We start from the raw sequence: 23502 nt of genomic DNA, 5'->3' as shown, positions 1-23502 counted from the left end.
GTTTGATGCGAGAAGACAAAGATCTGTTTTATCTAATTCGCGGAGATTTTTTGCCTGAAGCAATGAAAAAAACATTAGCAGTAAAAGAGGCGCTTGATCGTGGTAAAGCCAGTAGCGTATATGAAGCTGTGAAAGAAGTCGGGTTATCTCGGAGTGCTTTTTATAAGTACCGAGATGCCGTCTTTCCTTTTCGAACGATTCAACAAGCAAAAATCATTACACTTGTCTTTCATTTGGAAGATCGTCAAGGTACCTTGTCTCATCTTTTAGACCGGATTGCTAAACACGGCGGAAATATCTTAACCATACATCAATCGATTCCGATAAACGGCAAAGCAAATGTAACGGTATCATTAGATATTGAACATTTAAAGGTGGATTTGAATGATTTGATTAAGGAATTGAAGCAACATGAATGTATTCATCAAATTGATGTCTTAAGTTCAGGCGTCTAGTGAGAGCTGTCAGAAGGAGGAGTAAAGAATGTCAGATGCGATTGGTTATTTAGGACCAAAAGGGACATTTACGAATATTGCTGTCGATGCTTTATTTAAAAATGAACATAGCATGCCTTACCAAACGATACCCGCTTGTTTTGATGCTGTGAAGTTCGGTCATGTCAAATATGCAGTTGTGCCTTTAGAAAACACGCTTGAGGGAACTGTCAATTTAACATTAGATTATTTAATTGCTTCTAAGACCTTAAAAATCGTCAGTGAAATTATCGTGCCAGTAAAACAACATTTTATGGTTCATGAAAAAAATGCAGATAGATGGGAACAAGTTGAAACGATATACTCGCATCCTCATGCACTTGCTCAGTGTCATCACTTTTTAAGTCAAACAATGCGTCATGCCAAAAATGTGACGTATAGTTCAACAGGGGCAGCTGCACAATTTGTAAGTGAGCATCCGGAACACCACATTGGTGCGATTGCAAATGAACAAGCAGCAGAAACTTATGGCTTAAGAATTGTTCGATCAAACATACATGACTTAGATAATAACCATACACGATTCGTTGTGTTACATAAGAATGATACAGCACTCAGGTCGTTACATTTACCGATTAGAGGCTTTAAAACAACCTTTATGATTGCGCTGCCCACCGATCATGCGGGAGCGCTCCACCAAGTCTTATCGGCCTTTTCTTGGCGCCGGATTAACTTATCAAAAATTGAATCTCGTCCAATGAAAACAGCGTTGGGTCAGTATTATTTCTTAATTGATATTGAACAGAAAATGGATGATATTCTTGTACCGAATACGATTCAAGAAATTGAGGCGATTGGTTGTCAGGTTGAAGTACTTGGTAGTTATCCATACTATTCGAGTGAAGACCAACAAATGGATTAATTTTTGTCTTTGTTGGAACATAGATGTAAAAAAAACGAACCCGGTTGGCGATTTTGCCAGTGCTGGTTCGTTTTTTGAATGGATGTTTATTCGAAAATGTAACCTTTTTGCTTTAAATGCAATTCACAAACATCTAGTTTTTCTTCGGTATCACTTGAAATCGTGTGAAGATGAACGCCTTCAGTTAAAACAGATAAAAGCGGGGCGTTAGTTGATGAAATACGCGCTAAAAAGTTTTTCACGTCATGTCGATCTTTAACCATAACTAACGCTTCTAAATCACCATATACCGGATGTTCAACAATGACATTTTTCACAGTAACACCAGCATCAACCATTGTATTCAGCTCGTCTTCGGTCTGTTCGGGCGTGTGCACACATGGAATAATTCGTTCATACATAGGTGTCTCAGGTTGTGTTTGCATCAGTAAATAACCTTGACTTGTGGCAATAATTGGCTCATTTTTCGCTTTTAATAGCGATATGTCTTGGACAATAACTTGGCGGCTTACCCCTGCTTTATTCGCTAGTTCTGTACCCGTAATGGGTGCATCTGAAGTCTTTAACCAAGATAATAATGCCTCTCTTCTTTGTTCACCGATTAATTTTTCTTGTTTGGCCATCATCTTGCCCCTTTCTTACGCACTAAATTAAGTTTATGTGTTCTGCTTTAAAATTGCAATGCTTAATTAACAGGGATTGCACAATCGATTGATGCGCTCGCGTTTAGTTTAAGCGCATGAAGTGATTAAAGTCATTCCGTTTATTGATTGCAACTTTAAAGGTTTTAAGGAATAATAGTGGTGAGAGCTAATAAGCAGGGCATTAAAGGGATAGCTAAGAAAGGAATGAATCAAATGGAAGATAAAGTGAAACATTTAGTGGATTGGTTGCAAGCAAAAGTAGCAGAAGCAAAGGTTGATGGTCTTTTAGTCGGAATTAGCGGTGGCATCGATTCTGCCGTTGTGGCACACCTTATTAAAAAAGCAATGCCAGATCATAGTCTAGGCGTGATGATGCCATGTAAAAGTGAGGGGGATGATTTAGTTCATGCGCAAGCTGTTGCGGCGTCTTGTGATATTGATAGTTTGACGATTGATTTATCGGAAACGCATGATGTTTTATTCGGTACAATTAATGAGACTTTAGAGAAAGCTGATCTTGTCAATGTTGAGCAAACCCGTCTCGCTGATGCGAATTTACGTGCACGCTTACGAATGAGCACCTTATATACCGTGGCAACCAATCATCGCTATCTTGTTGTTGGTACTGATAACTTAGCTGAATGGCATACGGGGTATTTCACAAAGTATGGCGATGGCGGTGTTGATATCGCACCACTTGTTCACTTAACCAAAGGTGAAGTCAGAGAAATGGCTCGTTATTTAGGTGTTCCTGATACAGTTATAGATAAAAAACCGAGCGCCGGTCTCTGGGAAGGCCAAACGGACGAAAACGAAATGGGAACGACCTATGATATGATTGATCGTTACCTAAAAGGTGAATCGATTCCAGAGAAGGATAGAAAAATTATCGATGCGATGCATCAGCGTTCACAGCATAAGCGTGATGGCATTGGATTTCCACCTGCATTTTAATGTGAATAAGGTTAATTTTGTCTTCCTTTTGGCTCATCTTGAAAGATATGATATCATTTAGTGAGAAAATGGTATCAACGGAGAGGAGACAATAATTAATGGCTGGACATTCGAAATGGAAAAACATCCAAAAACGTAAAAATACACAAGATGCTAAGCGTGGAAAGATTTTCATGAAAGCTGCAAAAGACATTTATACTGCCGCTAAAGAAGGTGGACCTGACCCAGAAATGAATCCTGGTCTCCGCTTATCTGTCGATAAGGCAAAGGCAAGCAATATGCCTAATGATAATATTGAACGCGCGATCAAAAAAGCTACGGGTAACTTAGACGGAGTAACTTATGAAGAAGTATTTTATGAAGGTTATGGGTCTGCCGGTACAGCGGTGATGGTTGAAATATTAACGGATAATAAAAACCGCGCTGCTGCTGATGTGCGCCATGCATTTTCTAAGTCAGGTGGTAATTTAGGTGAGAATGGTTGTGTTTCTTTTATGTTTAATCGTCGTGGTTATCTCGTGATTGACCGTGAAGAAACAGCAATTGACGAGGATACATTGATGTTATTCATACTCGAAGCTGGTGCTGAAGAGTTAGAAACATCGGCTGAAGCATTTGAAATTTATACAGAACCTGAAATGTTTAATGCTGTAAAAACAGCGCTAGAAGACAATGAACTTTCGATTGCTGAGTCAGAAGTAACCTTTATACCTACAACAATGTCAACACTTGAGACTGCTGATTACGATAAGGTGCAACAGTTGATTGACCGGTTGGAAGATTTAGAAGATGTTCAAGATCTTTATCACAACGCAGCGTTAAAAGACAGCTAGCAAACAGTATCATAGATAAATCTACCGGTAGTGATGCCGGTAGATTTATTTATGTGAAAATTCACAGCCGTTGCTTCAAGGATTTGCCCTACTCGAACATATGATTGTGTGTTAAAATAGCTTAGAGACTAGAGCTGGAGTTGATAAGATGATTAATTACGTAGAAGGTGAGCTCATTGAGCTGATTGAATCAAAAGCAATTGTTGATATTCAAGGATTAGGGTATGAAGTCATTTGTGCAAATCCTTATCAATTTGAACGACATATAAATGAAACGATAAAAATTTTCACTTATTATTATGTGCGCGAAGATCAACAAGTATTATATGGTTTTAAAAATCGCGAAGAGAAAACCTTGTTTTCGAAAATTTTAAGTGTCTCAGGCATTGGACCAAAGGGTGCCTTGTCCATCATTGGACAGGGCGATGTCAGTCAATTTATGGTAGCAATTGAAGAAGAAAATGAAAAATACTTAACGACATTTCCTGGCGTAGGAAAAAAAACTGCCCGTCAGATGATTTTAGACTTAAAAGGAAAACTGGATATTGAAATACAACCGGATCTAAATAAAGCTATGCACTCAGCAAAACAGTCGAGTACAGCATTAACCGAAGCGATCGAAGCGTTAAAATCCTTGGGCTACAAAGAGAAAGAAATTAAAGCAATTGAAGCTGAGCTTAAACCGGAAAGTGATAAACCAACCGACGCATTGATACGGTTAGGGCTACGTTTGTTAACGAAATAATTAGGAGGTGAATAGCAATGGATGATCGGATGATTACAGGCTTACCCCTTGATGATGACGAAGAAATAATTGAACTTAGTTTGCGTCCAAAAGCATTAAGTCAATACATTGGTCAACATAAAGCAAAAGAAAATTTAGCTATCTTTATTCAAGCGGCTAAAATGCGTCATGAACCTCTCGACCATGTCTTATTATATGGACCACCAGGACTGGGAAAAACAACCCTCGCACAAATTATTGCCAACGAAATGGGTGTGGAATTTCGAACCACGTCTGGTCCTGCCATTGAAAAAGCTGGTGATTTGGCAGCAATCCTCTCTTCATTAGAAGCAGGTGATGTCTTGTTTATTGATGAAATTCATCGATTGCCTCGTGCAGTTGAAGAAATTCTTTACCCGGCAATGGAGGATTTTTGTTTAGATATTGTGATAGGGACAGGATCAACGGCGCGCTCTGTCCGACTGGATTTACCACCATTTACATTAGTCGGAGCAACCACCCGTGCTGGGTTATTAACTGCGCCATTACGAGATCGGTTCGGCGTTTTAAGTCGCTTAGAATATTATGATACAGAGGCCTTAAGAGAAATTATCGAACGGAGTGCAACAGTGTTTGATGTATCCATTAATTCAGAAGCAGCGATTGAGATTGCAAGACGCTCAAGAGGAACACCACGAATCGCTAATCGGCTACTGAAACGTGTTCGCGACATTTCTCAAGTGCGCGGGGAAACAGAAGTAAGTATGGCAACAACGGACCGCGCCTTAACGATGCTACAAGTGGACAAAATAGGACTAGATCATATTGATCATAAGTTATTACTTAGTATTATGGATCAGTTTAATGGTGGGCCCGTTGGTCTTGATACGTTATCGGCCACAATAGGGGAAGAATCTCAAACCATTGAAGATGTCTATGAGCCCTTTTTATTACAAAAAGGTTTTATTCAGCGAACCCCGCGAGGCCGGATTGTGACAGAACAAAGTTATCTTCACTTTAATCGGAGCTATCCTAAAAAAGATCAGTAATCAATTAATACTTATTGAAACTATCGATGTTCACCGTTAAACTAGTAGAGATGACAACACACTAAGGAGAAGATTTATGAATATAGAAGATTTTGATTTTGATCTACCGGAAGAGTTAATTGCACAGACGCCGTTGCTTGACCGTACAGCATCCCGTTTACTAGTGATGGACCGTGCTTCACGTACAATTGAGCACCGTCATTTTAAAGATATTCTAGATTACTTAAATGCTGGTGATTGTTTGGTTCTTAATAATACAAAAGTCTTGCCCGCACGATTGTATGGGATAAAAGAGGACACCGGCGCTAAAGTTGAAATGCTTTTACTAACCCAAAAACAAGACGATGCATGGGAAGTCCTTGTTAAACCGGCGAAGAAAGTTAAAGTAGGCACTAAGATAAGCTTTGGTCAAGGGAAATTGATGGCTACATGCACTGATGTCTTAGAACACGGTGGACGCCTGGTGCGTTTTAGCTATGAAGGGATCTTTTTAGAGGTCTTGACTGAGCTTGGGGAAATGCCTTTGCCACCTTACATTAAGGAGCAACTGGAGGACCAAGATCGTTATCAAACGGTCTATGCAAAAGAAGAAGGCTCAGCAGCTGCCCCGACTGCTGGGTTACATTTTACAAATGCCCTCCTTGAACAAGCGCAACAACAGGGAATTGAAATTGCCTTTGTCACGCTTCATGTCGGTCTGGGCACTTTTAGACCGGTGAGTGTCACCGACCCTGAAAAGCATGACATGCACTCTGAGTTTTATTTGGTTACAGCTGAAGAAGCTGCTAAAATACAAGCGGTGAAAAATCGTGGAAATCGTGTGTTTGCAGTGGGGACCACGTCAACACGCACCTTAGAGACAATTGCACGGGACCATGAGGGTAAGATTGTCGAGGCTTCAGGTTGGACAGATATCTTTATTTATCCACCATACCAATTTAAAGCCATTGATGGCTTGATTACTAATTTCCATTTACCTAAATCGACGTTGGTCATGTTAGTTAGCGCTTTGAGTGATCGTGATTTCATCATGGAAGCATATCACGCAGCTATTACAGAAAAATATCGCTTCTTTAGCTTTGGCGATGCAATGTTTATCAAATAACAGGACTGAAATAAAGAAAGTAGGAAAAATTGTGACAGCGATTCGTTATGAATTAATTAAAACATGTAAACAAACGGGTGCCCGTTTAGGACGTGTGCATACGCCGCACGGTTCCTTTGAAACACCAGTTTTTATGCCAGTAGGGACACTGGCGACTGTAAAAACTATGAGTCCCGAAGAATTAACAGAGATTGGGGCAGGAATAATTCTTTCTAATACCTATCATTTATGGCTGCGCCCAGGTGAAGACATTATCGAAGAGGCCGGTGGCTTACACAAGTTTATGAACTGGAATGGATCTATCTTAACCGACTCTGGTGGTTTCCAAGTCTTCAGCTTGAGCGATTTAAGAAAAATTGAAGAGGAAGGTGTTCATTTTAGAAATCATATCAGTGGTGAGAAGCTGTTTCTTTCGCCAGAAAAAGCGATGCACATTCAAAATTCACTGGGCTCAGATATTATGATGGCCTTCGATGAGTGTCCACCGTATCCTGCTGAACACAAATATATGAAAAGTTCTGTCGAACGCACGAGTCGCTGGGCTGAACGCTGCTTAAGTGCACATCAACGTCAAAATGACCAAGGTTTATTTGGAATTATTCAAGGTGGTGAATACGAAGACTTGCGCCGTCAAAGTGCGCGCGATTTGACGTCACTTGATTTTCCGGGTTATGCAATTGGCGGTTTGTCTGTTGGTGAACCGAAAGATGTGATGAATCGAGTCTTAGAATTTACCACACCGCTTTTACCTAACGATAAACCACGGTACTTAATGGGCGTCGGTTCACCGGATTCATTAATTGATGGTGCCATTCGAGGTGTGGACATGTTTGACTGTGTCTTACCGACTCGAATCGCGCGTAACGGCACGTGTATGACTTCGGAAGGCCGAGTGGTTGTGCGCAATGCAAAATATGCACGTGACTTTGGCCCGCTTGATCCAAATTGTGATTGCTACACGTGTAAAAATTATAGTCGTGCTTATATTCGTCACTTAATTAAAGCAGATGAAACATTTGGTTTGAGACTTACCTCTTATCATAATCTATATTTTCTGGTAAACTTAATGGAGCAGGTCCGACAAGCGATCAGAGAAGATCGTTTAGGTGATTTCAGAGAAGCTTTCTTTGAACAATATGGTTTTAACAAACCTAATGCGAAAAACTTTTAGTGGAAGGAGGCAATAATATGGGAGATATTGGACAGTTATTAGCTGGTTTATCACCAATCATTTTGATGGTGGTTGTGTTTTATCTATTCTTGATTCGCCCGCAGCAAAAACGCCAGAAGCAAGTTTCAAATATGCAATCTAATTTGCAAAAAGGCGATGCAGTTGTAACAATCGGTGGTTTACACGGTACGGTTGAAGCAATTGATGAGGACGTTGTGGTGATTAAAGCAAGCGAAGGTCATAATTTACGTTATGATCGTTCAGCAATTCGTACTGTGAAAACAGACGCATAAGTAAACGTAAGCGCACACTATTTGATATAAATAGTGTGCGTTTTTAATTGAATAGATTGGATAATTTATACATTAAATTTTAAATTTGTCAATATTGTGACAAACATGATAATATGTTTACCCTTTCACAAAATTCGATTATGATATAAGGGTATATATTAATTATTTGAGAGGAGTTTTTACATGGATCAATTGATTCAACAAGTAGATAGTTTACAGTTACTGAATCACTTTTTGTTGTCACTTTTTTTACTGGTTCCAATGATACTGATTGCGAGGACGGTCGTTGCTGGTACACGTTATTCACCAATCCTCATCATTGTTATCTTCGGTTTAGCCATGGGCTTTGTTCTTGTAAGTAGTGACTTAGCAGAACCTGGTCTTCTACAATTCCCAGTTGTCGAACTCATTTCCAAGACAACAAACATTGCTCTTATCGTCACCTTCTTCGTCGGTGGGCAAGAAATCAGAAAAATTTTCGGTAATAAGCCAGGAACAACAAAAGATTTACTCATACATAGTGAAGAAGAAGCTGTACTTGGAACCACTCGGACACAGATGGTGCTTATTGTGCGTTCATTCTTCTTGCTAATTGGTATCGAAGCAGTTACGCGGTTAATTTTAGGGACAAATACAGGGTCCCTTGCGAGTTACTATCCAATAATGGCATACTTAGGTCTTGTCGGTTCGATTATTCTTATTGATAGTCGAGCGAAAATCTTAGAAAAACCTTTATACATTCGAAAAGGTGTCTTAGAGATTGTTGTCATTATTGGTATTTTAATCATTGCTTATCATTTATCGATTCTCGTTAATAGCATTGTTGCCTTGCCATCAATCTTTTTCGCGATGGTAGTAGCTACTGTGCTTGGTATGATTTTTTATGGTTATGTCTTTGGACCAACAATCAAAGCGTTACTTTTTGCCGGGATACCGGTTGTGTTAGCAGCTAATTTCATGGTTGGTGGATCGCGAATTAGTGAAGTATTTGAAATGTCAGGAACAGGAGCAGTATTGGGTTATGGATTTTTCGGACAGATTTTTTGGATGTTCGGTGGAATGGCCTTGATGATGTACTTTGGAAAAACAAGTGCAGTACGAAATCTGGCACCTGGAATGGCCGGTGCATTATCACATACTGGTTTAACAGGAGCATGTACCGCCGGTGATTTAGGTAAACGCGCAGCTAATCGGGCACCGATGCTCGTAAACATTCCCTTTGCGATGCATATTTTTGTATTTTCAATTCTTGCGATAAGTTCTGAGCGTGGGTCGTTACTCATGATTCCCTCAATTGTTATGGCACTGATCGGTGTTGTTCTCCTAATTTATGGTCTAAAAAACATGAAAGTACCGAACAAAGATGATCGAGCAGAAATGAAGTCACTGCTTCAATTTGGCTTTGGCTGGCAACTGATTGCAATTTTTGGTGGTTTGATACTGCTAAGTTTCAGTTCGATGTCATTGGAATTTAGTGCGATGGCAAAAGCAAGCGCGATTTCGCACTTTGGTTTATTTGCGGGGATCCAAGAAGGTATGTTTGGGTCAGCTTCTGCCGGACTGATTACCTTTACCTTCTCAATGACGTTCCTCGTCCACCCATTTGTTTTCTTTATGTTTGGGCGTGCGATGGAAAATAATGAAGAAATGCCAAAGTTACCTGTCTATATTTTAGCTTTTGCTGGTTTAATTGGTATCATAGCATCAGTTATTTTCTTGTAAGAGATTAAAAAACACATCATTCTTGTGCCCTATCAAAAGGCATAAGAATGATGTTTTTAATTGCATTTTTGATTTTTAAGTGATGCTTTGTCTTCTCAAAAGTAAAAAAGTGCTATACAATAAGATTAGTTGCATTTTTCAAGATGAAACGGAGGCATACAAAATGGAGATTCAGCCTGTATCCGCATGGAAAAATAGAGTGTCACGTGTAATTGATAGTAAAGTAGATGAACTCAAGTATCTTGGCTTTGATGAAGCAGAGATAGAAAATGTTTGGGCGTGTTTAATGCGTAAAAAATGGAAAAAAGATATCGATCTACCATTACATCAAGTTGTCGAAGATATCTTTCACTTAAATGGTCATGTTTTTATGAGCTACTTAACGATGCAAAGTTATCAAAAGGATGATTTAGGTGATTCAATTAGTCAAGTGCTTAACAATCATTGACAAACAGGTCATAAAACTGAAATAATACATGAGGACGTAAGTGGTTAAATAACGTCAATTTTTAAAAATGAGAGGAACAGATACATATGATTAAGAAAAGACGGTTAATTGCCTTTTTTATTATGGTGATTACTTTAGCAGTTGTAATTGGAACCACAATATTTGACGTAACAGATGATTTAAAGTTAGGCCTTGATCTTCAAGGTGGGGTTGAGATTCTTTATGAAGTCGAACCTTTAGATGATGAACAAGAAATTAATGAAAGTATTCTCGAAGCAACCGTTGAATCACTTCGTCAACGGGTCGATGTGTTAGGTGTAAGCGAACCGAATTTCACGATTGAAGAACCGAATCGTGTGCGTGTCCAACTTGCTGGGATTGAAAATGAAGATGAAGCAAGAGAATTGTTGCAAACATCTGCACGTCTTTCTTTCCGTGATGTAGAAGATGTTGAACGCCTTTCAGGCGCTGATTTACAAGAAGGTGGCGCGCAACAAGATTTTGATCCAACGACAAACCAGCCCATCGTAACGCTCGCTTTAAAAGATGGCGCATTATTTGGAGATATTACACGTTCAATTCTTGAAGATGATGATTTAGCCAATCAACTGGTGATCTGGTTAGATTATCAAGAAGGTGATACCTATTACGAGGAAGCTCAAAAACAAGACCCGAAATTTATTTCTGCGCCGGCGATTTCGCAGGTTATTAATAGTTCAACGGTTCAAATTGATGGAAACTTCTCCATTGATGAAGCGCAACGAATGGCTGATATTTTAAATGCCGGTTCATTACCAGTCGATCTTACTGAAGAGTATTCGACCTCTGTTTCGGCACAATTTGGTGTTGAAGCCCTTGATCAAACCGTCTTTGCAGGTATCTTAGGTGTCTTATTTATTTTCTTATTTATGCTAGGCTATTACCGTTTTGGTGGGATCATTTCTATCATTACATTAAGCCTATATATTTACTTAGTGATGTTAGTATTTGGCTGGATGAATGGTGTCTTAACGCTACCAGGGATTGCCGCGCTTATCTTAGGGGTCGGAATGGCAGTGGATGCAAATATTATTACGTTTGAACGTATGAAAGAAGAATTGAAACAGGGGAAAACAATGATTGCGGCCTTTGAGTCAGCTAATAAAAACTCGTTGTCAACAATTTTAGATGCGAATATTACAACTTTAATTGCTGCAACAGTCCTGTTTATTTACGGAACAAGTTCAGTTAAAGGATTTGCAACCTTACTCATTGTAAGTATCGTTTTAAGTTTTGTTACAACCGTTTTTATTTCCCGTCTATTCTTAGGGCTATGGATTAAGAGTCGTGTGCTTAATAAACGTCAAAGTTGGTTTGGTGTGAAAAAAGACGATATTCAAGATATTAATAATCCAGATGCTATTGCACCTAAAGTATTTGGTCGGCGTTTTAACTTTGTTACTCACCGGAAAAAATTCTTCATCGGTAGTGGGGTAATGATTGTTGTTGGAATCTTATCGTTATTGATTATGGGGTTAAACTTAAGTGTTGATTTCACGAGTGGTACCCGGATTGAAATAAATACAACAACACAAGTCAGTGAAAATGAGATGAATGATCACTTTGAAACACTTACTTACGATATTGAGAATTTAAGTTATGCAGGAAACGACAATGAAATTTCGATTATTCGTCTTGATGATCAACTCAATCAACAAGAAGTTGCCGAAGTTCGTGAATATTTCTCTGGCGTCTATGATACCGAAGCAAATATTAGTACAGTTTCTCCAGTCGTTGGTCAACAATTGGCACGAAATGCCTTATTAGCCGTTGTTATTGCATCAATCTTTATTGTTATTTATGTTACCATTCGCTTTGAATTTTACTTTGCTTTAACGGCGATTATTGCCTTGATGCATGATGCCTTCTTGATTCTCGCTTTCTTTAGTGTGACGCAAGTTGAATTCAATGTTACCATCATCGCGGCAATTTTGACGATTGTGGGTTATTCAATCAATGATACGATTGTTACTTTTGACCGAATTCGAGAAAACCTTAAAATTCGTAAACGCGTGCGCTCTTTTGATGTATTAGCTGATATTGTTAACGATAGTTTAATGCAAACTCTTGCAAGAAGTATCAATACAGTCTTGACTGTTATTGTTGCAGCTGGCTTCCTACTATTCTTTGGGGCAACAGCTATCACGAACTTTTCTTTCGCATTAGTGATTGGTTTACTCGCTGGGACATATTCTTCGCTATTTATTGCTGCTCAATTATGGTTAGTCATTCGCGGTCGCAACATTAAAGAAAAACCAATTGTTTATGTTGAAAAACAACGGAATGATCAACCACAAGTTTAACGTACTGACCTTTTGAGGTTTGAATTTCTCGCTCATGTGGTAAATATAACTGAACTTGTCGTTATTTTTTAGTAAATGAGGTGAAGATATGAAAGGGCAAACGTACATTATTTTAGCTTTACTTTTTGCATTAATTGTAGCGACTTTCGCGGTTATTAACGTAGAAGCTGTAGAAGTGAATTATTTATTTTTCCAAAGTGAGTCACCACTCATTTTAGTGATCTTGGTGTCGACACTACTTGGTGGTTTAATCACCGGTGGTTTTGGGATTTATCATTTAATTGGTGTAAAGAAAAAAATGCGTCAATTGCAAGAGGAAAACCAACAGCTTCGCGCACAAACTGCTGTGTCTTACGATGCATCCGATTCAAAGGATACTGAAGAAGCAGATGTCGAAGTGATTGAATAGTTAACGACATTTGAACCCCCTGACATTGTCTAGTATAATAGACGAGTCAGGGGTGAATTTATGTTAGAAAGTAAGAAAAATTGGTTATTTAATAAAATGAGTGAAGAAGTAGCACCAGCTCAAATGATAATGGACTTGTTAGATAGACGTGGGCTATCATCTGATAAAGAAAAAGAAGCATTTCTAAAGCCATCTTTAATGGATTTACTTGAGCCATCTTTATTACAAGATATAGATAAAGCGCAATTACGTATTGAGCGTGCCATCGAAACAGATGAAAAAATCATGGTATTTGGTGATTATGACTCCGATGGCGTAACGTCCACGGCCTTGATCATGGAAACCTTGCTCGAATTGGGTGCAGCATGCGACTATTACATACCTAATCGATTTAGTGAAGGTTATGGTCCGAATCCACAAGCGATTGAGAAAATTGCTGCAGACGGTTTTTCATTAATTATTACTGTGGATACCGGTATTGCTGCTTTTGAGTCCTTTGAGAAAGCAAAAGCACTTGGTCTTGATGTGATTATTACAGATCATCACGAAGTGCAAGGTACGGTTCCAGATGTGTTGGCAGTAATTCATCCGAAAGTGTCACCAAACTATGCGTTTAAAACGTTGGCGGGTGTAGGTGTTGCTTTTAAATTGAGTCAACATTTACTCGGTTATTTTCCAGAGCAATTTTTAGATTTGGTTGCGATTGGAACGATTGCAGACTTGGTTCCACTAGAAGGTGAGAATAGAATATTAGCCAAGTTTGGGATGGAGATGTTAACGCGGACGGATCGACTTGGTCTAATTGCTTTAAAAGAAGTCTCAGGTATTCATGATCAAGTAAGTGAACAGGATGTTGGTTTTGGCTTAGGACCTCGTTTAAACGCGGTCGGACGTCTGGGTCATGCTGCGCCAGCGGTTGAGTTGCTGTTAACACATGACGTCGCTGAAGCAAAAGCCTTAGCTGAGCAGATCAATCAAACTAATCAAGAGCGACAAGCTATTGTAAAAACAATTGCAAGTGAAGCAGAGGCCTTGGTAGAACAAGCACCGGAATTGCATCAAAACGTTATTGTTGTCGCAAAAGCGGGATGGAATGAAGGGGTACTAGGCATTGTTGCTTCACGGTTATTACGAAAGTACCAACGACCGGTGCTTTGCTTAACAATTAAAGAAGCTGATGGCATTGCTAAAGGATCTGCTCGAAGCATCGATGCATTTGATCTGTTTAAGCACGGCATGGACATACGTGAATATTTCATTGCTTTTGGTGGTCATGCCCAAGCCGCAGGAATGACTCTTACTATTGAGAATATTGAGACTGTGAGAGAAGCCCTCAATGCAATTGCTGAAAATAGTTTAGCACCAGGAGATTATAAAGAACAGGTAACGGTTGATGCTAAGCTTGACCTTAAACAGTTGGTGATTCAATCAGTTGAGGACTTGAACCAATTAGCTCCCTTTGGGATGGCTAACCCTAAACCTGTTTTTTATCTAAAAGCTTTTCCAAAGGAGAAGCGACAAATAGGCGCTGATAAATCGCACTTAAAATTACAACTTGAAAAAGATCAACATCAACTCAATGCAATTGGTTTTGGTATGGGTGAACTTTATGCGGATATGCATCCAGATGCTGAAATTGAGTGTATTGGCCGATTAGAAATAAATGAATGGAATAATGCGCGCTCTGTCCAATTTATGATTGAAGATGTACGAATAACGGAACGGCAAATTCACGATTTTCGTGGTCGTAAATTTTGGCAGAAAGATTTGCATGCTAAATTGACGGAGGATTATCAAGTGGTGCATTTTAATCAACCAGTAATTGGTCCGTCATTCACCAGTAAATCTCACCAAATGCTTGAAGAAAATCAACAAATCAAACAGTTAGTCGTTGTTGATTTACCGGATAAACTCGTCGATTTTTCAAACCTTTTGCAAAAGACAACGCCAGAAGATATCTATCTCTGCTTTCAAGCCAATGATGACTTTTTAGCTGCAATACCGTCTAGAGAAGAGTTTAAGTGGCTTTATGGTTACATCTTGAAAAAAGAGACGTATCATCGAAAAACAGAAGATTCTTTGGTAATTCGTCACAAAGGGTGGAAATTAAATAAAATTGAGTGTATAATTCAAGTGTTTTCTGAGCTGGACTTTGTTAGAATGAATGGAGACGTTGTGACGGTAAATGCTGATGTTGAAAAACAACCGTTAACAGCATCACTTCGCTATCAAGCAATGCTTGAAAAAAAAGAAGTTGAAGATATGTTATATTATTCAAATTATCATCATTTAAAAACTTGGCTATTGAGTCAGATAGAGTCATACGACTCTATAGAGGAGGAAAACGTTTATGGATTATAAACAGTATATTACCGTTGTTGAAGATTGGCCGAAAAAAGGGGTGCAATTTAAAGACATTACAACATTGATGGATAATGGAACTGCCTATAAATCAGCTGTTGATGAAATTGTCGCTTATGCTAAAGAAAAAGATGTCGACATCGTTGTCGGACCTGAAGCTCGTGGTTTTATTGTTGGTTGCCCAGTTTCTTATGCGCTTGAGATTGGTTTTGCACCAGTACGTAAAATGGGTAAACTACCACGCGAAGTGATTAAAGTTGATTACGGCTTAGAATATGGAAAAGATGTATTGACGATACACAAAGATGCGATTAAACCCGGTCAACGCGTGTTGATAACGGATGATTTATTAGCGACTGGTGGAACAATTGAAGCGACAATCAAACTTGTCGAAGAACTTGGTGGTGTGGTTGTCGGTTGTGCATTCTTGATTGAATTAACTTACCTCAATGGTCGAGATAAGTTAAAAGGTAACGATGTTCTTACGTTAATGCAATATTAAGCACAAAAGCACACCTTGCCTTTAGGTGTGCTTTTATATACATATAATTCTTATTACATATATACGTTGATCAGGAAAGTTGCTATTTACAGTTACTTTTAAAATAATATAAAATATGAGACATTCATGTTATGATAACAACACAGGAAAAGAGATATAAATCGAATTTAAAAAGGGGCTAGGGTGATAATTATGGGAAGAGACAAAATATTAACAGCGGAGGAAGTGCTTGATCAAGCAACAACTTATCTTTCAAAAGATGACGTCGCATTTGTCAAACGCGCTTACCTATATGCAGAAGAAGCCCATAAAGAGCAATTCAGACGGTCGGGGGAACCATATATTATTCACCCTATCCAAGTCGCAGGTATTCTTGTTGAGTTAGGTTTAGACAAAGAAACCGTTGCGAGTGGCTTTTTGCACGATGTCGTTGAAGATACACCAATTACCCTAGAGGAAATTGCTGAGGCATTTAGTAATGAAGTAGCAATGCTGGTTGATGGTGTAACAAAACTTGGAAAGATCGAATACAAGTCGAAAGAAGCACAACAGGCCGAAAATCACCGAAAAATGTTTGTTGCAATGTCAAAAGATATCCGTGTGATATTAATTAAATTAGCTGACCGGATGCACAACATGCGTACACTTAAACATCTCCCACCAGAAAAACAGCGACGTATTGCAAATGAAACGTTAGAAATATTCGCACCACTTGCTCATCGATTAGGTATTTCAGCAATTAAATGGGAGCTGGAAGATGCAAGCTTGCGTTATTTAAATCCGCAACAGTATTATCGTATTGTTAATCTAATGAAACAAAAGCGAGAAGAACGTGAACAGTATTTAGAACAAGTTATTACAGAAGTGAAAAATCAATTATCAGATGTCAGCATTGATGCTGAATTTTCAGGACGTCCTAAACATTTGTATAGCATTTATCGTAAGATGGTTCTACAAAATAAACAATTCAATGAAATATACGATTTACTCGCAGTGCGGATTATTGTTGATAGCATCAAAGATTGTTATGCGGTACTTGGTATTATTCATACTTGTTGGAAACCGATGCCTGGTCGATTTAAAGATTATATTGCGATGCCGAAGCCAAACCTTTATCAATCGCTGCACACAACGGTCATTGGACCGAAAGGTGCACCACTCGAGGTCCAAATTCGCACCAAAGATATGCATGAGATTGCTGAATACGGGATTGCAGCCCATTGGGCATATAAAGAGGGTAAAGCATTAAATAAAGGAAAAGCAAATCCCGAAGAAAAACTGGCATGGTTCAGAGAAATTTTAGAATCGCAAAGTGATACGCATGATGCAGAAGAATTTATGGAATCACTTAAGGTAGAATTATTTGCCGATCTTGTTTACGTGTTTACCCCTAAAGGTGATGTTATCGAATTACCAAAAGGTTCCGTACCGATTGATTTCGCTTTTAAAATCCACACTGAAGTGGGAAACCACACAATCGGTGCTCGCGTAAACGGGAAGATGGAGCCACTCGATTATCAATTGCATAATGGGGATATTGTTGAAGTAATGACATCGAAGCATTCGTATGGCCCTTCACGCGATTGGTTGAAAATGACGCAAACATCACAAGCGAAAAATAAAATTAAACAATTCTTTAAAAAACAGCAACGTGAAGAAAATGTTGTGAAAGGGAAAGAACTTGTCGATAAAGAAGTACGACATACAGGTTTCGATCCTAAAGAAGTGTTGAATACTGAAAACTTGCAAAATATTGCCGATCGTTTTAACTTTATAAGTGTTGAAGATATGTATGCAGCAGTTGGGTATCAAGGCATTACTGCTTCACAAATTGCGACCCGCTTAACGGATAAATTCCGCCAAAAAGAAGCTAAACAAGAGTTAGAAGAAAGTATTGAGAAGGTGCAACAAAAACAAAAAGCTAAACCATCTAAAGGTAAACCTTCTGGTGTAAAAGTTGAGGGTGTTGACAATCTACTTGTTCGCTTAGCAAAATGTTGTAATCCGGTACCGGGTGATGAAATTGTTGGGTTTATCACAAAAGGACGCGGTGTGACCGTGCATCGTAAAGATTGTCCAAACGTAAATGTTGAAGAAGCAAAAGATCGACTCCTAACAGTGGAATGGGAAGACAATCAAACATCACAAAAACAATATCATGTCGATATTGAGATTTCCGGATATGATCGTCGTGGGTTACTGAATGATGTGCTACAGAGTGTGAACGAAATTGGTACAAACATTATCGGAGTGAACGGGAAATCAGACCGAAACAAAATGGTAATCATTCATTTAACGATTCTTATCCAGAATGTTCAACATTTACGTAAAGTTGTTGAGCGATTAAAACAAATTAAAGATGTTTACACCGTTGAGCGTGTGATTCAATAGAAAGGATTGTTAGTGTGAAGATTGTTGTTCAGCGCGTAAAGGAAGGACAAGTTACCGTTAATCAAGAAGTTGTCGGTGCCATTAAAGCCGGATGTGTTGTCTTAGTAGGAATCACGCATACAGATACAAAAGATGATGCCAATTACTTAGCAAACAAGTTAGTACACCTGCGTGTATTTGAGGATGAGAATGGAAAAATGAATGACTCTGTTTTGGCTTTTAAGGGTGCGGTTCTTTCGATTTCTCAGTTCACTTTATACAGCGACACCCGTAAAGGCCGGCGGCCAAACTTTATGGAAGCAGCAAAGCCTGATGTTGCAGAACCACTTTATCACTATTTTAATGAGCAGGTGGAAGCTTTAGGTGTACCTGTTGAAACAGGTCGGTTTGGTGAAATGATGGATGTTGAATTAGTGAATGATGGGCCGGTAACGTTAGTGATTGATAGCGAAGAACGTCATAAGAAAGGTTAGGTAGACAATAAAAAGCACGAAGTTTGCAGAAGTTGCATTCTTCATGCTTTTTTACGTGGTTACCCATTACATTTAGGCATACATAAGGAGTAAAACGCAAATTAAGGGGACACGGGTGACCTTTATGAAGTTTACATGTTCTTTACATTCAATTAACGATAGCTTCATGTTCATCAGTTATGATGAATGTGTGGCAAAGATAAGCCGCATTAAAAAAGAGAAAGCAAATACAAGGAGGACGTATCTTATGAAAAAAATGAAATGGCTTTTACTTACTTTAGCTTTAGTCGTGTTATCAAGTGTTTTGGTTGCATGTGGTGACGATTCATCGGATGCTGAGAGCACTGATGAGTTGTCAGGTAGTGTTGCAGTAGACGGTTCTGGTACGGTATATCCTTTAATGGCTCGTATTGCGGAAGAGTACATGTTGACTGAAGGCGAAGGTGTTTCAGTTGAAGTTGCTCGATCTGGTACAAGTGCTGGATTCAAGAAATTCTTAGAAGAAGATGGCACGGATTTTAACGATGCCTCTCGACAAATCAAAACAGAAGAACAACAAACAGCAGATGAATTAGGAATTGAAGTAAAAGAATTGAAAGTTGCACTAGATGGTTTGACATTTGTTATTCACCCTGATAATGACTGGGCAACTGAATTAACAGAAGAGCAAGTCATTAATATTTTTAAAGCAGATAGTGACATTAACAACTGGTCGGACATTAATCCTGAATGGCCAGATGAGAAAATTAACACATATGGTCCAAATGAAAATCACGGAACCTATGAATTTTTCTATGAAAGTATTTTAGAAGAAGCAGATTTAAAATCAGATGTTGATCTTCAACAAGATTATTCAACCCTAGTTACGTTAGTGAATCAAGATGAAAACGCCATTGGATTCTTTGGTTTTGGATATTATGTAAACAATCAAGATCAATTAGGGGCTGTACATGTTGACTTTGGTGATGGACCGGTTGAACCATCGTTAGACACAATTAGTGAGGACGGCGCTTATGCACCATTTACACGTCCAGTCTTTACTTACTTGAACTTGAATCATGCGGAAGAAAAAGCGCAAGTGTTAGATTATGCTATTTATTTAATGGAGAATGTCAACACCTTCGCAGGTGAAACTGGTTTCGCACCGTTGCCTGAAGAAGAGGTTCAAACAGAAGTAGATTTCTTAAAAGGATTAACTGAATAGATGGTTTGACGAGTTGAGCGGATACCCGCTCAACTTGTCACGCTTTATAAAAAGGTGGGTTTAAAGTGAATAATAAAGAAGAACAGACGCAGACTGTGCGTGTAAAAAGCTTAATTGAAAAAAACAAGCAAAAAAAATCTTTACTTTCTTTTGGAGAAAAAGCAGTACCGAGTATATTACTCGTGTTTGCGATGGTCTCGATTCTCACAACAGTAGGTATTGTATTTGTTTTGATTTCAGAGACGTTTGAATTTTTCCAACGCGTTTCAATTATTGAATTTTTTACAGGCACAGTACTTAGACCGTTGAGTCAAAATCCTGAATTTGGTGTGTTACCGCTTGTGAATGGAACAATAATTTCTTCTCTGATTGCCATGGTCGTAGCAGGACCAATCGGGATGATGACTGCTATTTACTTAAGTGAATATGCAACGGATAAAACACGCCGGACTTTAAAACCTGCACTAGAAGTTCTTGCGGGTATTCCGACGATTGTTTATGGTTTTTTTGCTTTTACATTTGTTACGCCATTCTTACGTCAATTTATTCCTGAACTAGGTGCAACGAATATTTTAGCACCAGGTTTAGTGATGGGGATTATGATTATCCCGATGATTGCATCACTTTCGGAAGACGCGATGAGCAGCGTACCTAACGCCATGCGTGAAGGAGCCTTAGCGCTAGGCGCAACTAAACTCGAGGTTACATTAAGGGTCGTAGTTCCAGCTGCATTCTCTGGAATTGTTGCTTCTTTTGTTTTAGGGATTTCACGTGCGATTGGTGAGACCATGATTGTCGCAATCGCTAGTGGTAGTTCAAAGAACTTCACATTTGATTTAACGCAATCGATGCAAACAATGACCGCTTATGTCGTTGAAGTTGCAGGCGGGGATGCAAGCCCAGGTTCAACAATTTATTACAGCTTATACGCTGTTGCGATGACACTATTTGTTTTCACTTTACTAATGAATGTACTGGCTCGATACATTTCTCGTCGCTTTAGGGAGGAATATTAATGCATAGTTTAACAGATCAAAAAGTAAAAGCACGAATGAAACGTCGCGTGATGAGTAATAATATCTTTAAAGCGATTTTCTTTTTAGCAACGACGTTTGGAATCATGGTGTTAGGTGTGTTACTATATCAAGTGATTTCTGAAGGGATTCGATTTATCGATTGGAATTTCTTAACCGGAAAGCTATCAACAGACCCAGATCGCGCGGGGATTATGGGTGCTATTTTAGGAACAATGTGGCTTATGGCGGTCGTTGTTCCCGTTACGATGATTTTAGGGATTGCCACTGCCATTTATAATGAATTGTACGCAAAAAAAGGCAAATTCCAAGCAATCATTCAAACGAATATCTCAAATTTATCGGGTGTTCCGTCGATTGTTTATGGTATTTTAGGAATGACTATTTTTGCTTCTGCTTTAAATCTAGGAAGTGTCGTTTTAGCAGGCGGATTAACCCTATCCTTGCTTGTATTACCAATTGTGATTGTTTCTAGCCAAGAAGCGATTCGAGCAGTACCAGGTTTTTTAAGCGAAGCATCGATTGGTTTAGGGGCCACTAAATGGCAAACTGTTAAAAATATAATACTCCCAGCATCGTTACCAGGTATTCTAACTGGAACCATTCTAGCCTTGTCTCGCGCGATTGGCGAAACGGCACCACTTGTTGTGCTTGGGATTCCAGCGTTATTACTTCCATTTCCTAATGGTTTAATGGATCGCTTTACCGTGTTACCAATGCAAATTTATTATTGGACACTAGATTCATCGCTCGTAGAAGAGTATAAATTTTTAGCATCTGCAACGATTATTGTCCTATTGCTCATGCTATTCATTCTTAACTCAGTTGCAATCATTATCCGAAATAAATTCCAAAGACGATATTAAAGGGGAGTCTTCAATGATGAAATACGTTTCAGAAGTTAAAGCAAAAGCGAATGAAAAAGAAAATACGGCTGTTGTTTATAATACAGATGACTTAAATTTATGGTATGGTGATACACATGCATTAAAAAATATTAACTTTCCCATTTATGAAAAAAAGGTTACAGCAATCATTGGACCGTCTGGTTGTGGTAAATCAACGTTTTTAAAAACATTAAATCGAATGGTCGAATTGGTACCTAGTGTGAAAACTTCCGGAAAAATTAGCTACCGTGACCAAAATATTTTAGATCGTTCTTTTATGGTAGAAGATTTACGTACAAAAGTGGGCATGGTTTTTCAAAAACCAAATCCATTTCCGAAATCAATTTATGATAATGTTGCATATGGTCCGAGAATTCATGGGATAAAAGATAAAAAAACATTGGATACAATTGTTGAAAGTAGTTTAAAAGGGGCCGCAATTTGGGAAGAAGTAAAGGACCGCTTAAAAGAAAATGCCTACGGTCTATCTGGCGGTCAGCAACAGCGTCTTTGTATTGCGCGTGCATTAGCAATTGAACCTGACGTTATTCTTATGGATGAACCGACCTCAGCTTTAGATCCCAAATCTACTTTAAAAGTAGAAGAATTAATCCAAGAATTAAAAAAAGATTTTTCAATTGTAATTGTTACACACAACATGCAACAAGCAGCCCGTATTTCTGATAAAACAGCATTCATGTTGAATGGTGAATTAATTGAATATGATGAAACTGATGCTATTTTCCAAAATCCGAAAGATAAACGGACGGAAGACTACATTACAGGGCGCTTTGGTTAAATTGAGGAGGAATAGATAAACATGGCAGGTAGAGAGCAGTTTGAAAACGAATTAAATGAAGTGAAACAAAAGGTGATTGCCTTATTAAAAGCAAGTCAAGAACAACTCAATCGTTCGGTTAAAGCGTTGTATGCTTCTGATATTGATGAATCGAAACAATTGATTGAAGACGACAAGGCGCTGGATGAATTGGATTTAGCTATTAATGAATCTGCAATCCTATTGATCGCGAAACAACAACCGGTAGCAACCGATTTACGAAAACTGATTGCGGCTATTCGTTTAGCGACGGATATTGAGCGAATGGCAGATAACGCGAAAAATATTGCGCGTTCTGCGATACATTTAGGTCCCGATCATCATCTAACAATTGATCCGCGTTTGACAGATATGGCGAAAATTGCAAATGCGATGATTGATTTGGCTATTGAAGCATACAATGAAGAGGATATTCATAAAGCAAAGCAATTGTCAGACGAAGATGATAAAATTGATGAATTATTCGGTAAAGTATTGAAAGATATGTTGTCAAATTCCGCCAATCGTAGTGTTGAAATTCAATTAATTATGCAAGTTGCATTTTGTGCGCGTTATATTGAACGATTTGGTGACCACCTCACCAATGTTGCTGAAAACATTATGTACTTAGTAAAAGGTGAAACGTTTGATTTGAATCGTTAATAGAAAAGACGTCACCAGAATATATTGATATGCTCCTAATAAAGTAGACAGTAGAAATAATAAAAATTCTACTACTTTATTAGGAGTGTTTTTTATGCGTAAAAATAAGAAATGGACAGC

23 protein-coding genes are annotated in these 23502 nt (G+C 38.6%); 22 read left to right on the top strand and 1 reads right to left on the bottom strand.

What is annotated here, in order from left to right:
• The first annotated feature begins 5 nt into the window (after positions 1 to 5).
• Both DES38_RS07775 and pheA read left to right on the top strand, forming a co-directional pair.
• Entirely contained in the window at positions 6 to 455 is a 450-nt protein-coding gene (locus DES38_RS07775; protein ID WP_110251552.1) for an ACT domain-containing protein, read from the top strand.
• Between the two features lie 28 nt (positions 456 to 483).
• Complete coding sequence (pheA, locus tag DES38_RS07770; RefSeq protein WP_110251551.1) at positions 484 to 1356, top strand: prephenate dehydratase; 873 nt, start codon at positions 484 to 486, stop codon at positions 1354 to 1356.
• Positions 1357 to 1442: 86 nt separating this feature from the next.
• Here pheA and DES38_RS07765 read toward each other — a convergent pair whose 3' ends face one another.
• On the bottom strand, positions 1443 to 1979 hold the full coding sequence (locus DES38_RS07765; RefSeq protein WP_110251550.1) for a transcription repressor NadR: 537 nt from the start codon (positions 1977 to 1979) through the stop codon (positions 1443 to 1445).
• A gap of 234 nt (positions 1980 to 2213) precedes the next feature.
• On the opposite strand from DES38_RS07765, the gene nadE reads away from it, so the two are divergent.
• The 20 genes from nadE to phoU all read left to right on the top strand — a co-directional run bounded on the left by nadE (position 2214) and on the right by phoU (position 23382).
• Positions 2214 to 2954 (top strand): NAD(+) synthase, encoded by a 741-nt coding sequence (gene nadE, locus DES38_RS07760; RefSeq protein WP_110251549.1) that lies wholly within the window; start codon positions 2214 to 2216, stop codon positions 2952 to 2954.
• 98 nt (positions 2955 to 3052) lie between these two features.
• The gene (locus DES38_RS07755) at positions 3053 to 3787 is read left to right on the top strand and encodes a YebC/PmpR family DNA-binding transcriptional regulator (RefSeq protein WP_110251548.1); all 735 of its coding nucleotides are present in this window, start codon (positions 3053 to 3055) and stop codon (positions 3785 to 3787) included.
• 148 nt (positions 3788 to 3935) lie between these two features.
• A complete protein-coding gene (gene ruvA, locus DES38_RS07750) occupies positions 3936 to 4532 on the top strand; it encodes a Holliday junction branch migration protein RuvA (protein WP_110251547.1) in 597 nt (198 codons plus the stop codon).
• A gap of 17 nt (positions 4533 to 4549) precedes the next feature.
• Positions 4550 to 5560: a Holliday junction branch migration DNA helicase RuvB gene (ruvB, locus tag DES38_RS07745; RefSeq protein ID WP_110251546.1), complete on the top strand. Its 1011-nt coding sequence runs from the start codon at positions 4550 to 4552 to the stop codon at positions 5558 to 5560.
• Positions 5561 to 5636: 76 nt separating this feature from the next.
• The gene (queA, locus tag DES38_RS07740; RefSeq protein WP_110251545.1) at positions 5637 to 6665 is read left to right on the top strand and encodes a tRNA preQ1(34) S-adenosylmethionine ribosyltransferase-isomerase QueA; all 1029 of its coding nucleotides are present in this window, start codon (positions 5637 to 5639) and stop codon (positions 6663 to 6665) included.
• Positions 6666 to 6696: 31 nt separating this feature from the next.
• Positions 6697 to 7836 carry a tRNA guanosine(34) transglycosylase Tgt gene (gene tgt, locus DES38_RS07735; RefSeq protein ID WP_110251544.1) on the top strand — a complete coding sequence of 380 codons (1140 nt, stop codon included), beginning with the start codon at positions 6697 to 6699 and terminating at the stop codon, positions 7834 to 7836.
• A gap of 17 nt (positions 7837 to 7853) precedes the next feature.
• Positions 7854 to 8129: a preprotein translocase subunit YajC gene (gene yajC, locus DES38_RS07730; RefSeq protein WP_110251543.1), complete on the top strand. Its 276-nt coding sequence runs from the start codon at positions 7854 to 7856 to the stop codon at positions 8127 to 8129.
• Positions 8130 to 8312: 183 nt separating this feature from the next.
• Positions 8313 to 9851 (top strand): hypothetical protein, encoded by a 1539-nt coding sequence (locus tag DES38_RS07725; protein ID WP_110251542.1) that lies wholly within the window; start codon positions 8313 to 8315, stop codon positions 9849 to 9851.
• Between the two features lie 163 nt (positions 9852 to 10014).
• Positions 10015 to 10299, top strand: coding sequence for a post-transcriptional regulator (locus DES38_RS07720; RefSeq protein WP_110251541.1), 285 nt, complete (start codon positions 10015 to 10017; stop codon positions 10297 to 10299).
• An 86-nt stretch (positions 10300 to 10385) separates the two neighbouring features.
• The gene (secDF, locus tag DES38_RS07715; protein ID WP_110251540.1) at positions 10386 to 12641 is read left to right on the top strand and encodes a protein translocase subunit SecDF; all 2256 of its coding nucleotides are present in this window, start codon (positions 10386 to 10388) and stop codon (positions 12639 to 12641) included.
• 88 nt (positions 12642 to 12729) lie between these two features.
• Positions 12730 to 13050 carry a LapA family protein gene (locus tag DES38_RS07710; protein WP_110251539.1) on the top strand — a complete coding sequence of 107 codons (321 nt, stop codon included), beginning with the start codon at positions 12730 to 12732 and terminating at the stop codon, positions 13048 to 13050.
• 60 nt (positions 13051 to 13110) lie between these two features.
• Entirely contained in the window at positions 13111 to 15411 is a 2301-nt protein-coding gene (gene recJ / locus DES38_RS07705; RefSeq protein ID WP_110251538.1) for a single-stranded-DNA-specific exonuclease RecJ, read from the top strand.
• On the top strand, positions 15401 to 15913 hold the full coding sequence (locus DES38_RS07700; RefSeq protein WP_110251537.1) for an adenine phosphoribosyltransferase: 513 nt from the start codon (positions 15401 to 15403) through the stop codon (positions 15911 to 15913). Before recJ ends, DES38_RS07700 begins: the two co-directional genes overlap by 11 nt.
• 192 nt (positions 15914 to 16105) lie before the next feature.
• The gene (locus DES38_RS07695) at positions 16106 to 18304 is read left to right on the top strand and encodes a RelA/SpoT family protein (RefSeq protein WP_110251536.1); all 2199 of its coding nucleotides are present in this window, start codon (positions 16106 to 16108) and stop codon (positions 18302 to 18304) included.
• A 14-nt stretch (positions 18305 to 18318) separates the two neighbouring features.
• Positions 18319 to 18777, top strand: coding sequence for a D-aminoacyl-tRNA deacylase (gene dtd, locus DES38_RS07690; RefSeq protein WP_110251535.1), 459 nt, complete (start codon positions 18319 to 18321; stop codon positions 18775 to 18777).
• A 247-nt stretch (positions 18778 to 19024) separates the two neighbouring features.
• Positions 19025 to 19981 (top strand): PstS family phosphate ABC transporter substrate-binding protein, encoded by a 957-nt coding sequence (locus tag DES38_RS07685; protein ID WP_110251534.1) that lies wholly within the window; start codon positions 19025 to 19027, stop codon positions 19979 to 19981.
• 65 nt (positions 19982 to 20046) lie between these two features.
• Positions 20047 to 20997: a phosphate ABC transporter permease subunit PstC gene (gene pstC / locus DES38_RS07680; RefSeq protein ID WP_110251533.1), complete on the top strand. Its 951-nt coding sequence runs from the start codon at positions 20047 to 20049 to the stop codon at positions 20995 to 20997.
• Positions 20997 to 21881 carry a phosphate ABC transporter permease PstA gene (gene pstA, locus DES38_RS07675; RefSeq protein WP_110251532.1) on the top strand — a complete coding sequence of 295 codons (885 nt, stop codon included), beginning with the start codon at positions 20997 to 20999 and terminating at the stop codon, positions 21879 to 21881. Before pstC ends, pstA begins: the two co-directional genes overlap by 1 nt.
• Positions 21882 to 21894: 13 nt before the next feature.
• Positions 21895 to 22701 carry a phosphate ABC transporter ATP-binding protein PstB gene (gene pstB, locus DES38_RS07670; RefSeq protein WP_245881987.1) on the top strand — a complete coding sequence of 269 codons (807 nt, stop codon included), beginning with the start codon at positions 21895 to 21897 and terminating at the stop codon, positions 22699 to 22701.
• Positions 22702 to 22722: 21 nt separating this feature from the next.
• Positions 22723 to 23382 carry a phosphate signaling complex protein PhoU gene (gene phoU / locus DES38_RS07665; RefSeq protein WP_110251531.1) on the top strand — a complete coding sequence of 220 codons (660 nt, stop codon included), beginning with the start codon at positions 22723 to 22725 and terminating at the stop codon, positions 23380 to 23382.
• Positions 23383 to 23502: the final 120 nt, after the last annotated feature.

The sequence above is a fragment of the Streptohalobacillus salinus genome, from assembly GCF_003201605.1.
In the GTDB taxonomy this organism is placed as follows: domain Bacteria; phylum Bacillota; class Bacilli; order Bacillales; family Amphibacillaceae; genus Streptohalobacillus; species Streptohalobacillus salinus.
Note: the sequence above shows the minus strand (reverse complement) of the source record. Positions and strands in the feature narration are given on the sequence as shown.

Excerpts from the sequence above, each read along its gene's own strand:
- DES38_RS07775 (WP_110251552.1), top strand. The coding sequence starts at position 6 with ATGCGAGAAGACAAAGATCTGTTTTATCTAATTCGCGGAGATTTTTTG.
- pheA (WP_110251551.1), top strand. The coding sequence starts at position 484 with ATGTCAGATGCGATTGGTTATTTAGGACCAAAAGGGACATTTACGAAT.
- DES38_RS07765 (WP_110251550.1), bottom strand. The coding sequence starts at position 1,979 with ATGGCCAAACAAGAAAAATTAATCGGTGAACAAAGAAGAGAGGCATTA.
- nadE (WP_110251549.1), top strand. The coding sequence starts at position 2,214 with ATGGAAGATAAAGTGAAACATTTAGTGGATTGGTTGCAAGCAAAAGTA.
- DES38_RS07755 (WP_110251548.1), top strand. The coding sequence starts at position 3,053 with ATGGCTGGACATTCGAAATGGAAAAACATCCAAAAACGTAAAAATACA.
- ruvA (WP_110251547.1), top strand. The coding sequence starts at position 3,936 with ATGATTAATTACGTAGAAGGTGAGCTCATTGAGCTGATTGAATCAAAA.
- ruvB (WP_110251546.1), top strand. The coding sequence starts at position 4,550 with ATGGATGATCGGATGATTACAGGCTTACCCCTTGATGATGACGAAGAA.
- queA (WP_110251545.1), top strand. The coding sequence starts at position 5,637 with ATGAATATAGAAGATTTTGATTTTGATCTACCGGAAGAGTTAATTGCA.
- yajC (WP_110251543.1), top strand. The coding sequence starts at position 7,854 with ATGGGAGATATTGGACAGTTATTAGCTGGTTTATCACCAATCATTTTG.
- DES38_RS07725 (WP_110251542.1), top strand. The coding sequence starts at position 8,313 with ATGGATCAATTGATTCAACAAGTAGATAGTTTACAGTTACTGAATCAC.
- DES38_RS07720 (WP_110251541.1), top strand. The coding sequence starts at position 10,015 with ATGGAGATTCAGCCTGTATCCGCATGGAAAAATAGAGTGTCACGTGTA.
- secDF (WP_110251540.1), top strand. The coding sequence starts at position 10,386 with ATGATTAAGAAAAGACGGTTAATTGCCTTTTTTATTATGGTGATTACT.
- DES38_RS07710 (WP_110251539.1), top strand. The coding sequence starts at position 12,730 with ATGAAAGGGCAAACGTACATTATTTTAGCTTTACTTTTTGCATTAATT.
- recJ (WP_110251538.1), top strand. The coding sequence starts at position 13,111 with ATGTTAGAAAGTAAGAAAAATTGGTTATTTAATAAAATGAGTGAAGAA.
- DES38_RS07700 (WP_110251537.1), top strand. The coding sequence starts at position 15,401 with ATGGATTATAAACAGTATATTACCGTTGTTGAAGATTGGCCGAAAAAA.
- DES38_RS07695 (WP_110251536.1), top strand. The coding sequence starts at position 16,106 with ATGGGAAGAGACAAAATATTAACAGCGGAGGAAGTGCTTGATCAAGCA.
- DES38_RS07685 (WP_110251534.1), top strand. The coding sequence starts at position 19,025 with ATGAAAAAAATGAAATGGCTTTTACTTACTTTAGCTTTAGTCGTGTTA.
- pstA (WP_110251532.1), top strand. The coding sequence starts at position 20,997 with ATGCATAGTTTAACAGATCAAAAAGTAAAAGCACGAATGAAACGTCGC.
- pstB (WP_245881987.1), top strand. The coding sequence starts at position 21,895 with ATGATGAAATACGTTTCAGAAGTTAAAGCAAAAGCGAATGAAAAAGAA.
- phoU (WP_110251531.1), top strand. The coding sequence starts at position 22,723 with ATGGCAGGTAGAGAGCAGTTTGAAAACGAATTAAATGAAGTGAAACAA.